We start from the raw sequence: 13,429 nt of genomic DNA, 5'->3' as shown, positions 1-13,429 counted from the left end.
TGGAGCTCCCCGCGGATGATGCTGCAGGGAACCGGCAATGAATTTGAGTTTGGGAAATACGGAAGAACTCCACAGGGACGCAGCCGGGACTGTTACGCCTGTGTTGAAGTTGTCCGTGAGCAAATGTCAGGCCCACATGGGGGCACCCACACCCTCCGAACGGAGGATCGCTGACACGTTACCAGGTAACTTGCCTACGACTCTATGAGCGGGCTGGCGGCCCGTTCAAGTCACCCCCGAATTAAGACGCAGTCTTACGCCCGGTTTCGACGCGCTGCTGAAGATTGTTCGCTCCAGCTGCCCCACCGGGGTCCGCACGCCTACCAGGGCCGGTCCGGGCCCTGGTTGTACCCGGTGTCGTTGAGGTAGTCCTCCCGTTCCCGTCCGGTGTTGCGTTCGCGCTGCGACTGCCGTGCGCTCTCCTCAAGCTGTTCCAGCTGGCTTTGCTGCGGAGAGTCCGCTTCCTTTTCAAGGGGGCCTGGATCTTCGGTGGGCTGCTGTGCTGCGTCACCGTCCTTCCCGGCGGCTTCCAGTTTCCCGGCCAGGCGTCCGCCGGCTTCGTCCAGCCGCTCCCCCGCAGAACCATCACCTGTCCCCGAGGGACTGGCGAAGCATCCGTCCGGTGCAGCCTTGACCACGTCCAGGGCGTCGGAGAAAAGCGCTGCGGCCGACGCCGGGTCCTCCGCGCGCAGCTTGTCGTCGCCCAGGCGTTCGGTCGCCAGCACGAGGTTCACCCTGATGACGCAGGCATCGGCGGACCCGGCGGCGGCTCCGGGAACCAGGTCCAGGGCTTCGGCGAAACGTTGCCGGGCGGCGTCGAAGTTCCCGCCGAGGACTTCGGCGTCCCCGGCGGCGAACGGGGCCTTGTGGGGCTCAGGAATATTGAGGGGCAGCAGCCACCCGGCGGCGGCCCGGGCAGCGCGGGCATCCTTGGCGTCGAATGCCGCCGCTGCCTGGCCACCGAAGACGCCCAGGCTCAGGAGCTTAGCGGCGATGCCGAGTACCAGGATGACCGGCACGGCCGAGCCCACCAGCAGCAGGCGTCGTTTCCGCAGACGTCGAAGGCTCTGCTGAGGACCCTGGTGTTGGTCCTTCCCGTTGGCCCGGCTCCCGTGTGCCGTTTCCGCCGTGTGGCCCTGGGGGCCCCGGGGTGGCAAGGGTTTGGTGGCGGTCATGGGACGCGCTCCCCCCGTTCGACTGCCTTGGCCGGGGCGGGGGACGCTGCGCGGGGCAGCTCCCGGTACCGGCGGATGATCATCACAGCATCCGGCAGGGCGAGCGCAAAGGCGCCCGCCGCAAACAGCCAGTACAGCTCCGACCGGCCTTCCAGGGAATCGCCGCTGCGCTCGAGGGTGCCCGGACGGGCCTCCTGCATCATGGGGCCAACGGGGTCTCCGGCTTGCCGGTGCACATATGGGACGCCCAGTTGCCCGGCCACATCCTGTAGCCGCGGCTCATCGATGCTGGACAGGGCGTCTGCCCCGGCACCGTCACGCACGTAGGGCCCGTCAGCAGCTTCACCCGGATTACCGGAGTTTTCCTTCATGCGTGCGCCGGCGGCGGTGCCGTACCCCAGTACCGCTCCCCCGGCCACCAGGCTGCCGTCCAGGTTGAAGCGTTCCGGCTCCTTTCCGCTGGTCTGCTCGCCGTCGCCCAGGTAGTAGACCAGCCGCGGGCGCTCCGGGTGGCTCCCACGCGCGGCGTCGAGGCGCTTGGAAAGGACCTGGCGGGCGGCCGTGATGCTGCTGCCCTTGGCGAAGGCTGTCACCTGCGGCTCCAGGACGGTGACCACGGTCTGCAGTGCCAGGGTGTCAGTGGTCAGGGGCATCCGGACAAAGGCTTTCGTATCGAAGGTAATCAGCGAGAACCGTGCCCCGGGCAGTTCCTTGGCAATGGCCATGATGTCCTGCCGGACACCATCCATCCGCGGAGCTGAGGTCCCGTAATCCTCGGCCACCATGCTGGTGGTGGTGTCCACTACAAAGAACACGTTCAGGTCCGTAGTGGCTGCCTGCGAGGTGCCCCCCGGCAGGGCAGGGCGGCACAGCGCCGCCACCAGGAACACTGCCAGCACGCCGCGGCGCAGCCAGGGGCGCCGCCCCGTCAACCGGATCCGGTTCATAGCCGCATCCTCCATAGTGCGGCTCCGAGCGTTATCCCGGACAGGACGGCCACCCCCAGCGGAAGGGCCGGCTGGTCTGAGACCACTGCCCTCGGGGCGCCTTTCAAAGTGGTGGCCTCCGTTTCTTGCACTGCGGCAACGATTCCCGGCACTGCCCCGGGGTTGTCCAACGCGTAGTAGGAGCCCCCCGTGGATTCCGCTGCCTTCCTGAGCTGAGCCCCCGGCTGCCCGGCATCGGGACCGTAGTCCAGGTCCCCCGGGTTCAATGCGTACACGCGAACTGTCCTGTCCTTGGCCAGCGACGCTGCCTGCGAAAGCGTCAGGATCGGATTGCCGGATACATAGTTGTCAGTGGCAAGCACCACCGACCGGGATCGTTTCGCTGCCGTGCCGTCCGCGCCTGCGTCACTGTCCTGGGTACGGGGGAACCCGCTGAGGCAGGAGGCCAGCCCGTCGCCGATGAGCGAGGAGCCGCGTCCGCCCCAGGTGCCGTCCAGGAAACCGGAGCTACCCGGTTTACCGTCGAAGGCATCGCGTGCCAGCAGCAGCTGGTCGCGGGCATACCCGTAGTCGTCCGTCAGCGGGAAGACCTGGCTGCCGCTGCTGTCGAAGACGGTCAGCCCGATCCGTTCACCATCGAATTCCCGGGCCAGCTCGGCGAAGACTTCCACCACGGCAGCGTCGGCGCTGCTCATGGAGCCCGAAACGTCCAGGCACAGCATGATGTCCCGGTTGCGTTGCTCCGGCACCGTGGTGGTGAGCTGGACGGGCCGCGCCGCTGCAACGGCGGCCGATGTCAGCAACGCGGCGCAGGCAAGCCCTGCCACGGCCAGCCACCGGCGGTGGCGGCGCAGGGCGTCCTGGTATTCGGGCAGCATGGTGAGGCGGTCGCTGTGGGCGGCAGGACGGCGTCGTACGTCCGCCTGCCGGTGGCGCACGGCGATCCAGGCTGCTGCACCGGCCGCCAATGCTGCTCCAGGGAGCAGCCACCAGAACATCAGCTCCATGCCCGCACCGTCTCCCGGGCCGTGGCCGCGGTGGCCGATACGGGCGGCAACGGCTCAGGACCGAATTCTCCCGGGTAGATGGCTCCGACGGCGGCGGCCGCCGCCGGCAGGGGATGCCGTTCCAGGTCGGCGTGCGTCATCCGCGGGGCGTCCACTCCTGAGGCGTCGCGGACGAAGCGGCGCAGCAGGTGGCTGATGTCCTGATGGGCCGCACGGGCATCCGTGCTTCCGGCCGCGGCGTCCTGCTCAGCGTCGTTGATGCGCTGGATATAGGCGGCCTTGAGGGCGGCGAGGTCGGTCAGCTGGGCGGGCCGCTGGTTTTCGGGCGCGGCGCGTGGCGGACGGGTGGAGGCGAAAACGAAGACGTACCACGCTGCCACGAGCGCGATCAGGGCGAAGCCGGCCCACATCCATGCCGGGCTGTACTGGAGGGGGCCGAAAAAGGCGGGCTCATCCTGCACGGCGGTGCCTTTCCAGGAGTGCGAAGAGGGCACTGACTACGTCCTGGCTGCCGTCCACTGTCCCCTCGGTGATGCCGGCCCGCCGCAGCATAGTGTTGCGGCCCGCATCCCGCTCGGCCGCGGCATTGGCGTAGGCGGCGGCAATGGCCTCTGTGGCGGCAAGGTGCATCGGGAGGACAGCGGAGTCGCTGACACTGAAGTACCCGGCACCGTCGCCGGGCCTGGCTCCGGAGGGCACCAGATCCGCGTCCCGGATGGTGAGCCAGAGGATTTCGTGTTGGGCCCGGAGCCTGCGGAGGAGTTGCTCCAGGGCAGGGGACGCAGGGATTTCGTCAGCGACGACGAAGAGGAGGTTGCGTCCTTTGATGGTCCGCGCCACGTGGTCCAGCTGGTCCTCAATCCTGCTGGGGGCAGCATCCAGGCCCGCACGGGAGTCGATATGCCGGAGGAGCCGTTCCAGGTGGGCTTCGCCGGCCTTCGCGGGGATGGTGCCGGTGGCGGCAGAGTCGCCGCTGACCAGCCCCACCACGTCGCCGTGCCTGTAGGCCAGGTATCCTGCCACGCCCAGGGCCATGACGGCGATGTCCTTTTTCACTTCGCCTGACCGCGAGACAGCTGCCATGTTCCGCCCGGTGTCGGTGACCAGGATGACCGTCTGCCGCCGGACAGCGACGTAGCGGCGGATCAGCGGCGATCCGTGCCGGGCCGAGGCTTTCCAGTCGATATCGCGGACTTCGTCGCCGGGGACGTAGGCGCGCAGGTCATCAAAGTCGAGGCTGCGTCCGCGGAAGACTGAACCGTACTCGCCGTCGAGCATTCCCCGGGCTTTGCGGTGGGCGAAGATGGCCATCTTCGATTTCACCCTGTGCAGGAGGCTGGTCATCCCGGCAGCCTTAGGGGGTCTGGACGGCGGCTACGACGGCGTCAATCACCGTTTCCACCGGCACCTGCTCCGCGACGGCGTCAAAGTTGAGGATGATCCGGTGGCGCAGCACCCGGTGCGCCAGAGCCTTGACGTCCTCAGGAATAACGTGGTCGCGGCCGTGCAGGAGGGCCACGGCCCGGGCGGCTTGGCTGAAGGCGATGCTGGCACGTGGGCTGGCGCCGAACTCGATGAAGTCCGCCAGCCGCCGTTCAATGTACTGGCCCGCGTTGCGGGTTACGAACACCAGTCCCACGATGTAGTTGACGATCGCGGGGTCGAGGTAGATGCGCCGGACCAGGTCCTGCGCAGCCCTGACCGCGTCCAGCGATACGGCGGCGGCCGGGACCTGCTCCGGGCTGAAAACGCCGGCGTCGATGCGCCTGATGATTTCTGCCTCTTCCGCGGGCGATGGATAGTCCAGCACGTCCTTGAGCATGAACCGGTCCATCTGGGCTTCGGGCAACTGGTAGGTGCCCTCCTGCTCGATGGGGTTTTGCGTGGCCAGCACCAGGAACGGGGACGGCAGTTTGTAGTCCTGGCCGCCGATGGACGTCTGCCGCTCCTGCATGGCTTCGAGCATGGCGCTCTGGGTTTTGGCGCTGGAGCGGTTGATCTCGTCCAGCAGCACGATATTGGCGTGGACCGGGCCAAGCTGCGTGACGAAGGTGCCCTTGGCGGCGTCGTAGATCTGCGTTCCCACGATGTCGCTGGGCAGGAGGTCCGGGGTGCACTGGATGCGGCGGAATCCTGCGCTGACCGCCTCCGCCACGGTTTGGGCTGCAGTTGTTTTGGCCAGCCCAGGGACGCTTTCGAGCAGGACGTGGCCGCCGGTCAGCAGGCCAACCAGCAGGGATTCGCGGAGCCTGGCCTGGCCCACCACCTTGGCCTCGAAGCTGCGGGAAATGCCGGCCACCACCTGCTGCGCCCGGGCCAGTTCGGCCGGTTCGATTCTCGCGGACGCGCTGGTTTGAAGCACTGGATTCCCCCTGGTGGATGTTCGTGGCGCGGCGGGCCTGCCCGCTGCGCTCCGCCAGCAATCCTATCCACATCCGGTGCGCCACGTCCCGGTAAGACAGCCCGATGGGGACCCCTCCCCATCCAGGGCACGCAGGTCTATCCTTTTGCCATGAGCGAGCTTCCAGCCAGTTACAAGGAATTTCTTTCCGACAAAAGCGAGCTGTTCATCAGCACGGTAAAGCCTGTCCTGCAGCAGTCGGCAGCGGACAAGCTCCACGGCGTCCGGGTCACCTACAACCCCGGATCCACCGGCCACCAGGCGCATGTGGATGACACCCTGCCGTTCGGTGTGGTGTTCGAAGACATCGACTGAAGCGGGCTGAACCGGCCGTACACGGCGCCCCTAGCTTTCCAGCAGGAGCCGCTGCGCCCGGGGCGCCAGGGTGTGTTCGAGGACAAGTGACGCTGCGCCGATCGCACCCACGTCTTCGCCCACGCCTGTGCCGACTACTTCGATGGGATGGATGAGCCGGGCGGCGCTGTTTGCTTCGAGCAGCTGGGGCACCTTGGCCAGGAACCGGTCCGCCATGCCGCTCCAGAAGGGTCCGCCGAACACTACCCGTTCCACGTCCAGCGTATTGGTCACCACGGAAATGGCGCGGGCCACAAGCGTGGCAGATTTGTCGATGATGGCCATGGCGCGTTCGTCACCGGCGTCGGCCAGTTCACACAGCCTCGCGAAGCTCTGCTGGACCTCCGCGCCGCTGTTGCCGGGCCGGGTGCCGTTGAGGATGCCTGCGGCCTCCGCCTCGGCCACCAGGACCTGCGGGATGCAGGACGATTTAACACAGCCGCGCAGCCCGCAATCGCACGGGGGTCCATCCGGATCCACCATGATGTGGCCGATTTCCCCGGCGTTGCCAGACGTGCCGCGGATGACTTCGTCATTGAGCACAATGCCGCAGCCGATGCCGGTGCCCATGTACATGAAGACGAAGCTGCCGGCCCCGCTCGGACCGCCGGCCCAGGTTTCGGCCACGGCGGCGCTGGTGACGTCCTTGTCCACCAGGACGGAGTATCCGGTGGCCTCGGACAGGGCGTTGCGCAGCTCCACCCGGTCCCACCCCGGAAGCAGCGGCGGGTCCACCACGGTTCCGTTGTCCAGGTCGATGGGGCCGGGCGCCGCCACGCCGAGTCCGGCGATCCGGTCCCGGTCGACACCGGACTCCTCCACTACCCGGGCAACCTGGGCGGCGATGGTGGCAATGACGGCTGACGGATCGTTGCCGCCGGGAGTGTCGATCCTCGCGTGCTGGACCACTGATCCCACCAGGTCCATCACGACGAAGGTGGTCACGGCGGGGTCGAGATGGACGCCAACGGCGTACATGCCCTTGGGGTTGAGGCGGAGGATGGTCCGGGGTTTACCCGGGCCGCTGCCTTCCTTGCCTGCTTCGACAATCAGGTTCTGGTCCAGCAGGCGTCGGGAGATGTTGGAGATGGTCTGCGGGGACAATCCGACGATCTGGGCCAGTTCAACCCGGCTGAGTCCGCCCGAGGTCCGGCGGATGGCGTCGAGGATGACTGTGAGGTTGAAATCCCCCATCCGTGGCAGGTTGGTTCCGCGCCTCGGTGAGGATTGGCGGATTTCAGACACGGTTACCCCTAAACGTCTTGGGCCACGTAGTTGTGGTGCTGCTTGAATCGTACGTTACGCGTGGTCACAGACACATAGCCGGGTTGGCTGCCCGGCGTGGCGGCGGTCCGTGGCTATCTGGCGGGCCGCCGGACACTGCGCGTGACAGTGAATTTGGGGTTGTTTCCTTCCACAGTGGTGGGCCCCACCTCCCGCTCCAGGGCAGGAAGGTAGGGGAGGTGCCTGTTGTAGACGGTCCAGAGTTCACCGCCGGGAGCAAGGACACGCCCGGCCGCATCAATCAGCTTCAGGCCCGCCCCCGCGTGGACCCCTGCACCGACGTGGAACGGCGGATTCAGCAGGACCAGGTCCGCGCTGGCGTCGGGCATGGTGCCCAGGGCATCATCCTGCAGCGCGCTGATCCGCTCGCCGAGCCCGTTTGCCCGGGCGGTGGCAAGTGCCGAGGCAACAGCCGCGGCCGACTGGTCCGTGGCGGTCACCTGCGCCTCCGGGTATTTCCTGGCGTACATGGCGGCGAGGATTCCTGTCCCGCAGCCAAGGTCCACCGCATGCCGGGCCGGTTTCATGGCCGGAAGGAAGGTCAGCAGGAACCGGGTGCCGATATCCAGTTTGGGGCCGGCGAACACGGCTCCGTGGGCTGCCACATCCAGGCCGAGTTCGTCGAGGTGCACGACGACGGGAAAGGACGTTGGCGGCTGGCCCTCCTTCGCGTGGGAAGCCACAATGACGCGGGACTTTTGCCGGGCGAGCTGAGGCTGGACCGAGTCGAAATACCGTTCGAGGACGCCGTTCATGCCGAGCGACATGTGTTTCACCCGCCCGCCGGCGAGCAGCATCGCCCCGGGCGCCGCGTGCCGGGCAACCGCGGCAGCCACTTCCTCCAACTCGGCCAGGGTTTTCGGCAACTGCAGCAGCACCACCTCTGCTCCGGTGAGGAGTTCGGCGCCGAGCGGCAACTGGCGGAACGCCGGCACCCGGCCGCTGCCGGCGTCGTCCGTTTCCTTTTCCGCTTGCCATGCGACGGCGTTTTGCTGCAGCGCCCGTTCTCCGGTGACCAGGTCCTGGTGCACGCGAAGCGTGGCAGGTGCCAGCAGGTCCAGGGCACCCAGCGTGAGGGCACCGTAGCGGTCGCCGATGATGGCGACAGCGCTGCCGGGACGTGCCGAAGCTGCGGCAGTTTCCAGGAGGAGCCTGTCCGTGGCGTCCCATGCCTGCAGGTTGGGCGCTTCCACGTCCGGGTGCCGGCGGAGGATCCCGAAGATCCGGTCAAAACTGTCTGTCACCACGTGTTCCCTGCCGTTGTTCGTTAGCTGCCGGGTGTCCTCCACCCGTGAATTGGCCGTGCTCCATTCCCTCCGGGTCAGCCCCAAGGTGCCGGCTCCGGGGACGGGGCTAATCCGGGCAGCTTGAGGATCTCCGCCACTGCCGCCCGGCCGGCCCGGTTGGCGCCGATGGTGGACGACGACGGGCCGTAGCCCACCAGGTGGACGCGCGGCTCGGCTGCCACCCGGGTTCCGTGCATGGCGATTCCGCCGCCCGGCCCGCGAAGGTGCAGCGGAGCCAGGTGTTCCAGCTCTGCCCGGAACCCGGTGGCCCACAGGATCACGTCCGCCGCAAGGAATCCGCCGTCCGCCAGCCGGACTCCGCCGGGCTCGATCGCGGTGAACATGGGCTGCCTGTCGAGGGCGCCGCGTGCCGCAGCGGCCCGGAGCGCCGGCGTCCTGATAAGCCCGGTCACTGACACCACGCTCTGCGGCGGCAGGCCTTTCCGGACCTGCTCCTCGACGAGTGCCACGGCGTCGTGCCCGGCGCGGGCGTCAAATTCGTCGGCGCGCCAGACCGGCTCGCGGCGGGTGAACCAGCTGGTGGTGGTGACCTGGGAGATTTCGTCGAGGAGGCCGACAGCCGAGATTCCCCCGCCCACCACAATGACGTGCTTGCCAACAAATTCGGTGGCGGAGACATAATCCGCCACGTGCAACTGCCTGCCACGGAAGCTGTTCCGCCCCGGGTAGATGGGCCAGAACGGCCTGGTCCAGGTGCCTGTGGCATTGATGAGTGCCTTGGCGCTCCAGTCCCCGCTAGAGGTGCGCACGCGAAGCCGGCCTGCCGGGTCATCGTCTTCGCGGCTGACTGATGAGACCTTGACCGGCCTGCGGACCGTCAGGCCCAGTTCCTGCTCGTAGTCCCCGAAGTAGCGGGTGAGGAATTCGGAACTGGGTTCGCGGGGATCCACTGCGGGCTTGGCGATGTCCGGCAGATCGCTGATTCCGTTGACTGTGCCCATGCGGAGGCTCTTCCAGCGGTGGCGCCATGCGCCGCCGGGCCCGGCCTCGGCGTCGAACATCTCGTATGCGAGCCCCCGGCGCTGCAGGTGGAAGGCGGCGGAGAGTCCGGCTTGCCCCGCACCGATCACTACGACATCGGTTTGGGCAGCAATCACTCCCCCATGATAGCCGGGCGGGATGTGCTGGCCTTAGGGTTGGCCCATAGAGGCCCGGCCAGCGATACCGGAGGACGATGATGGCAGGAAGAGCACGCAGCGCAGCGGACACCGGCAGGAGCAGTGCGGCCAGGCTGGCGAAGGCTTTGGCCATTGTTCTGGGCACACCTGATGTGCCCTTGCGGCTGAAAGCCTGGGATGGTTCCGAAGCAGGACCCCCGGATGCTCCCGTCCTGGAGTTTCGGTCGCGTCGGGCGCTGCGGCGGATCCTGTGGTCGCCGGGCCAGCTGGGACTCAGCCGGGCTTATGTGGCCGGGGAGCTCGACGCGCCGGGCGACGTTTTCGCCGCTTTCACGGCCCTGAGTTCGGCGGGCAAGTTTGCCGAGCCGGGACCGTTCCGCCGGCCGACGCTTGCTGAGCTGTGGACGCTCGCGGCTACGGCCGTACGGCTGGGCGCTGTGGGACCCAACCCGGCGCCTCCGCCCGAGGAGGCCCGCGTGGCCCGCAGAGGCCGGTTGCACTCCCGCCACCGTGACGCCGCGGCCATCTCCCACCATTACGACGTCGGCAACGACTTTTACGCCCTGGTCCTGGGCAACTCCATGGTCTACTCCTGCGCGGTCTGGCCTGAGGCGCCTGGTGAAGCCAGGGAGGGCAGCACCAGAGAGAGCAGCACTGGTGGCCGCCGAACCGGCGCCGACGGCCTGGACGCCGCACAGGAAGCCAAGCTGGATCTGGTGTGCCGGAAGCTGGGCCTGAAGCCCGGAATGCGCGTGCTGGATGTGGGCTGCGGCTGGGGCAGCTTTGCCCTGCATGCGGCGGGAAAATACGGCGTCACCGTGCTGGGCGTGACGTTGTCTTCGGAACAGGCCAACCTGGCACGCAAGCGGGCAGCCGAGGCGGGGCTTACGGAGAAGGTGGAGATCCGGGTCCAGGATTACCGGGATGTGGCGGACGGGCCGTTCGACGCGATCAGCTCGATTGGAATGTCCGAGCACGTGGGCCGTGAGCAAACACCCGGCTACGCCTCCTCCCTGTATTCACTGCTCCGCCCCGGCGGGCGGCTCCTTAACCACGCCATTTCCTGGAATGCCGGCCCCACCGATCCGGACCCGGACTCGTTCATTCCCCGGTATGTGTTTCCGGACGGGGAGATGATCAGCCTGGGTGAGATGGTGGTGGCTCTCGAGGGAGCCGGGTTTGAGGTCCTTGATGTTGAGGCGTTGCGGCAGCATTATGCCCTGACGCTGCGTGCGTGGGTGCGGCGGCTGGAGGAGAACTGGGACCAGGCTGTTGCCCTGGCCAGCGTTGGCCGGGCACGGATCTGGCGGCTGTACATGGCCTCGAGTGCCATAGGCTTTGAAAATGGCCTTACCGGGGTGAACCAGGTCCTGGTGCAACGCCCGGGCGGCGCCGAGCCTCCGCTTCGCCGCACGGCGTGGATGTGACGCCACCGCCGGAAACGTAAAAGGGAACCATCACAAGTGATGGTTCCCTTTTTTCCGTGGAGCTGAGGGGACTCGAACCCCTGACCCCCTGCATGCCATGCAGGTGCGCTACCAGCTGCGCCACAGCCCCGGAAAATTTGCTGTCCCGGTCGGTTTCCCCGGAGCAACCTGACCAGCTTAATGCACTTTCCGCGCAGCACCAAATCGCTCCAGCGAGCGGGCCGCCGGGGTCCCCTGGCAGATGCTTGCGCCCCCTCCGGCCAGGCCTCCGGAAACCCGCCGGCCCATCGAACGCATAAAAAAATCCACCGGAATCATGATGATTCCGGCGGATTGTCCGGTGGAGCTGAGGGGACTCGAACCCCTGACCCCCTGCATGCCATGCAGGTGCGCTACCAGCTGCGCCACAGCCCCGAACTGCTGCCGCTCCTGAGAGCTTTTTTCGGGTTTCCCCGAAGCAACTCCAATATCTTAGATCAGCGGTTCCAAGAATTCCAAATCGGGAATACTCCCCGGAGCGGCGCGGGTTTATTCGCTTTCGGACGCAGCCGCAGCGGCGTCTTCCAGCTGCAGGTCCACCACGGGGCAGTCCTTCCAGAGCCGCTCCAGCGCGTAGAAGACCCGGTCCTCTTCGTGCTGGACGTGGATGACGATGTCGGAGTAGTCCAGGAGTACCCAGCGGCCGCCGGAACGGCCTTCGCGGCGGACGGGCCGCAGGTCCTGCTTGGCAAGTTCTTCCTCGATCCCGTCTACGATCGCGTTGACCTGGCGCTCGCTGGGGGCCGATGCGATGAGGAAGACGTCGGCCAGTGCCAGGCGCTCACTCACGTCAAGGGCAACAATGTCATGGGCAAGCTTGTCCGCGGCAGCCTTTGCGGCGTCGCGGGCAATGGTGATGGATGTATCTGATGCAGTCACGGGACTCCTCGTTGATGGAAAAACAGGGTGCGGCAGGTCAGGGGGTAATGCCGCTGATGATAAGGACGACGCCGGACACCAGGGCCACGACACCGAAGGCCAGGATGCAGAGCTGCAGGATGCGGTTGCGCCTCGCGCGGCCCAGGCCGGCGGTGGCTGCATCCAGGGGTTCAAGCCCGTAGGCCGAGCTGGCCGGGACCCGCGGAACGTCCTCGAAGGTGGCCTGGCTGTCCGGGAAGACAACTGGCTTCGGCCGGGTGGCCGCCTTGGCCGCCGCTTCGGCCCGCGCAATGACCTGCGACCGGCCGGACACCGGCTCGGCCGTGCGGCCGGTCCTGCCAGCAGGCTTCTTCTTGCCGCCGGCTGCAGGAACCTTGGTTCCCGGCCGGGTGGTGACCGGAACGTGGGATGTGGCCGGCGGCTTCATGACGGGACGGTCCAGGCCGGGAACCTGGACGAATTCCAGCGGCGTGACCATGGCCAGGTTGCTCGTGGTGGACGGGCCCGGCCGGTCCTTGGGCGGATTTGCCCCTGGCTGGCTTGCCTTCGGCTGGGAAGCCATAGGCGATGCCGCCTTGGGCGCCGGGTTCCCGAAGTGCGCGGCCTTGGGCTGGGCCGGCGTCGTTGAGGCGTCCGCAGTCTGGCTCTCGCCGGGGGCAGCAGCTCCGCCGGCCTGCTCCGCGAGTTTCTGCCGGGCCATCGCACGCCGGTTCAGCACTGCCGCACGTTCCGCCAGGGCGATCTGCTCGGCAAGGATCCCGGGATCCACCGCCTCCGGATCCATGGAGGCGATGTGCTCCATCTTGGCGATCTGGTTCTTGGCCTGCTCGGCAATCAGGGAACGGGCAGCAAGCGCCTGTTCCACTGTCATCCCTGCGGGGCCGGAAGGAACGCCGGCAGCCTTCGGGGCTGGAGCGACGGAAGGCGCACCCGGCGCCGCCGGTGCCTTGCCCTCTCCCCCGGCGGAGGGTGCAGCTTTACTGTCGACGACGGGTCCCGGCCGGGCAGGCGCCTTCGACGGGACACCAGGCGCAGTGGCGGCGGGTGGAACGATCGGGTTGGCCGAGGTGAGGGCCTGCTCCTTGAGCTGCTGCAGGCGGAGCTGACGGCGGGTGGGAGGACCGCCGGCGGCAAGCTGGCCTTCCTTTTCCTCCAGATCCTTGATGGTGCGCAGGGCTGCCCTGTCCCTGGCACGGATTTGCGAGGACCGTTGTGTGTGCGCCGGCACCGCGGCGGGCTGGTCCACGGGCTGCTGGTCCTGGTCCGGAGCGGCGGCAGGCTTCGCGGCAACAGGTTTGGCGGGCGCAGGCGCAGCGGCGGCCACGGGCTGTTGGGGCTTCCCACCTGTCCCGTCCGGCGCGGAGGGCGACGGTTTTGTGGCAGGCGAAAGGAGGTCCTGACCCGTGGGGGCGGCCGACTCCTGGGCGGCGTCCCGCGCCTTCCGGAGTTCCCGGCGGCTGCGGATGGGGGGCTGTTCCTGGCTCATGGAGA

The 13,429-nt window shown here is 67.6% G+C and carries 13 protein-coding genes and 2 tRNA genes; 2 read left to right on the top strand and 13 right to left on the bottom strand.

Annotated features, from left to right (window positions below; genetic code table 11):
• Positions 1–320: 320 nt before the first annotated feature.
• The 6 genes from ACFV4R_RS02615 to ACFV4R_RS02590 are packed head-to-tail and all read right to left on the bottom strand — an operon-like array spanning position 321 to position 5,491.
• Positions 321–1,175, bottom strand: coding sequence for a hypothetical protein (locus ACFV4R_RS02615; protein WP_377202108.1), 855 nt, complete (start codon positions 1,173–1,175; stop codon positions 321–323).
• Positions 1,172–2,122 (bottom strand): VWA domain-containing protein, encoded by a 951-nt coding sequence (locus ACFV4R_RS02610; RefSeq protein WP_377202109.1) that lies wholly within the window; start codon positions 2,120–2,122, stop codon positions 1,172–1,174. The genes ACFV4R_RS02615 and ACFV4R_RS02610 overlap by 4 nt, the downstream gene beginning before the upstream one ends.
• Entirely contained in the window at positions 2,119–3,129 is a 1,011-nt protein-coding gene (locus ACFV4R_RS02605) for a VWA domain-containing protein (RefSeq protein ID WP_377202110.1), read from the bottom strand. Before ACFV4R_RS02605 ends, ACFV4R_RS02610 begins: the two co-directional genes overlap by 4 nt.
• Positions 3,120–3,590, bottom strand: a complete 471-nt coding sequence (locus tag ACFV4R_RS02600) for a hypothetical protein (RefSeq protein ID WP_377202111.1) — start codon at positions 3,588–3,590, stop codon at positions 3,120–3,122. Before ACFV4R_RS02600 ends, ACFV4R_RS02605 begins: the two co-directional genes overlap by 10 nt.
• The gene (locus ACFV4R_RS02595) at positions 3,580–4,473 is read right to left on the bottom strand and encodes a DUF58 domain-containing protein (protein WP_377202112.1); all 894 of its coding nucleotides are present in this window, start codon (positions 4,471–4,473) and stop codon (positions 3,580–3,582) included. Before ACFV4R_RS02595 ends, ACFV4R_RS02600 begins: the two co-directional genes overlap by 11 nt.
• A gap of 10 nt (positions 4,474–4,483) precedes the next feature.
• Positions 4,484–5,491 carry an AAA family ATPase gene (locus tag ACFV4R_RS02590; RefSeq protein ID WP_377202113.1) on the bottom strand — a complete coding sequence of 336 codons (1,008 nt, stop codon included), beginning with the start codon at positions 5,489–5,491 and terminating at the stop codon, positions 4,484–4,486.
• A gap of 150 nt (positions 5,492–5,641) precedes the next feature.
• Here ACFV4R_RS02590 and ACFV4R_RS02585 point away from each other — a divergent pair, with 150 nt between their 5' ends.
• Positions 5,642–5,845 carry a hypothetical protein gene (locus tag ACFV4R_RS02585; protein WP_015937318.1) on the top strand — a complete coding sequence of 68 codons (204 nt, stop codon included), beginning with the start codon at positions 5,642–5,644 and terminating at the stop codon, positions 5,843–5,845.
• A 30-nt stretch (positions 5,846–5,875) separates the two neighbouring features.
• On the opposite strand, the gene ACFV4R_RS02580 is transcribed toward ACFV4R_RS02585, so the two are convergent.
• From ACFV4R_RS02580 to ACFV4R_RS02570, 3 genes are all read right to left on the bottom strand, one after another.
• Positions 5,876–7,078 carry an ROK family transcriptional regulator gene (locus ACFV4R_RS02580; protein ID WP_377202114.1) on the bottom strand — a complete coding sequence of 401 codons (1,203 nt, stop codon included), beginning with the start codon at positions 7,076–7,078 and terminating at the stop codon, positions 5,876–5,878.
• Positions 7,079–7,242: 164 nt separating this feature from the next.
• Positions 7,243–8,415, bottom strand: a complete 1,173-nt coding sequence (locus tag ACFV4R_RS02575; RefSeq protein ID WP_377202280.1) for a class I SAM-dependent methyltransferase — start codon at positions 8,413–8,415, stop codon at positions 7,243–7,245.
• Between the two features lie 74 nt (positions 8,416–8,489).
• Complete coding sequence (locus ACFV4R_RS02570) at positions 8,490–9,572, bottom strand: FAD-dependent oxidoreductase (RefSeq protein WP_377202115.1); 1,083 nt, start codon at positions 9,570–9,572, stop codon at positions 8,490–8,492.
• An 80-nt stretch (positions 9,573–9,652) separates the two neighbouring features.
• On the opposite strand from ACFV4R_RS02570, the gene ACFV4R_RS02565 reads away from it, so the two are divergent.
• Entirely contained in the window at positions 9,653–11,020 is a 1,368-nt protein-coding gene (locus ACFV4R_RS02565; protein ID WP_377202116.1) for a class I SAM-dependent methyltransferase, read from the top strand.
• Between the two features lie 57 nt (positions 11,021–11,077).
• On the opposite strand, the gene ACFV4R_RS02560 is transcribed toward ACFV4R_RS02565, so the two are convergent.
• The 4 genes from ACFV4R_RS02560 to ACFV4R_RS02545 all read right to left on the bottom strand — a co-directional run bounded on the left by ACFV4R_RS02560 (position 11,078) and on the right by ACFV4R_RS02545 (position 13,424).
• Positions 11,078–11,150 (bottom strand) — tRNA-Ala (locus tag ACFV4R_RS02560).
• A gap of 211 nt (positions 11,151–11,361) precedes the next feature.
• A tRNA-Ala gene (locus ACFV4R_RS02555) sits at positions 11,362–11,434 on the bottom strand.
• 114 nt (positions 11,435–11,548) lie between these two features.
• Positions 11,549–11,938 (bottom strand): ribosome silencing factor, encoded by a 390-nt coding sequence (gene rsfS, locus ACFV4R_RS02550; RefSeq protein ID WP_091720725.1) that lies wholly within the window; start codon positions 11,936–11,938, stop codon positions 11,549–11,551.
• A gap of 37 nt (positions 11,939–11,975) precedes the next feature.
• Positions 11,976–13,424 carry a hypothetical protein gene (locus tag ACFV4R_RS02545; protein WP_377202117.1) on the bottom strand — a complete coding sequence of 483 codons (1,449 nt, stop codon included), beginning with the start codon at positions 13,422–13,424 and terminating at the stop codon, positions 11,976–11,978.
• Between the last annotated feature and the right edge of the window lie 5 nt (positions 13,425–13,429).

Source organism: Pseudarthrobacter sp. NPDC059871, assembly GCF_042731175.1.
Lineage (GTDB): Bacteria > Actinomycetota > Actinomycetes > Actinomycetales > Micrococcaceae > Arthrobacter.
Note: the sequence above shows the minus strand (reverse complement) of the source record. Positions and strands in the feature narration are given on the sequence as shown.

What these genes read in the sequence shown, in the direction of transcription:
- ACFV4R_RS02565 (WP_377202116.1), top strand. Translation starts at nt 9,653, where the DNA reads ATGGCAGGAAGAGCACGCAGCGCAGCGGACACCGGCAGGAGCAGTGCG.
- ACFV4R_RS02545 (WP_377202117.1), bottom strand. Translation starts at nt 13,424, where the DNA reads ATGAGCCAGGAACAGCCCCCCATCCGCAGCCGCCGGGAACTCCGGAAG.
- ACFV4R_RS02585 (WP_015937318.1), top strand. Translation starts at nt 5,642, where the DNA reads ATGAGCGAGCTTCCAGCCAGTTACAAGGAATTTCTTTCCGACAAAAGC.
- ACFV4R_RS02615 (WP_377202108.1), bottom strand. Translation starts at nt 1,175, where the DNA reads ATGACCGCCACCAAACCCTTGCCACCCCGGGGCCCCCAGGGCCACACG.
- ACFV4R_RS02610 (WP_377202109.1), bottom strand. Translation starts at nt 2,122, where the DNA reads ATGAACCGGATCCGGTTGACGGGGCGGCGCCCCTGGCTGCGCCGCGGC.
- ACFV4R_RS02580 (WP_377202114.1), bottom strand. Translation starts at nt 7,078, where the DNA reads ATGGGGGATTTCAACCTCACAGTCATCCTCGACGCCATCCGCCGGACC.
- ACFV4R_RS02605 (WP_377202110.1), bottom strand. Translation starts at nt 3,129, where the DNA reads ATGGAGCTGATGTTCTGGTGGCTGCTCCCTGGAGCAGCATTGGCGGCC.
- ACFV4R_RS02595 (WP_377202112.1), bottom strand. Translation starts at nt 4,473, where the DNA reads ATGACCAGCCTCCTGCACAGGGTGAAATCGAAGATGGCCATCTTCGCC.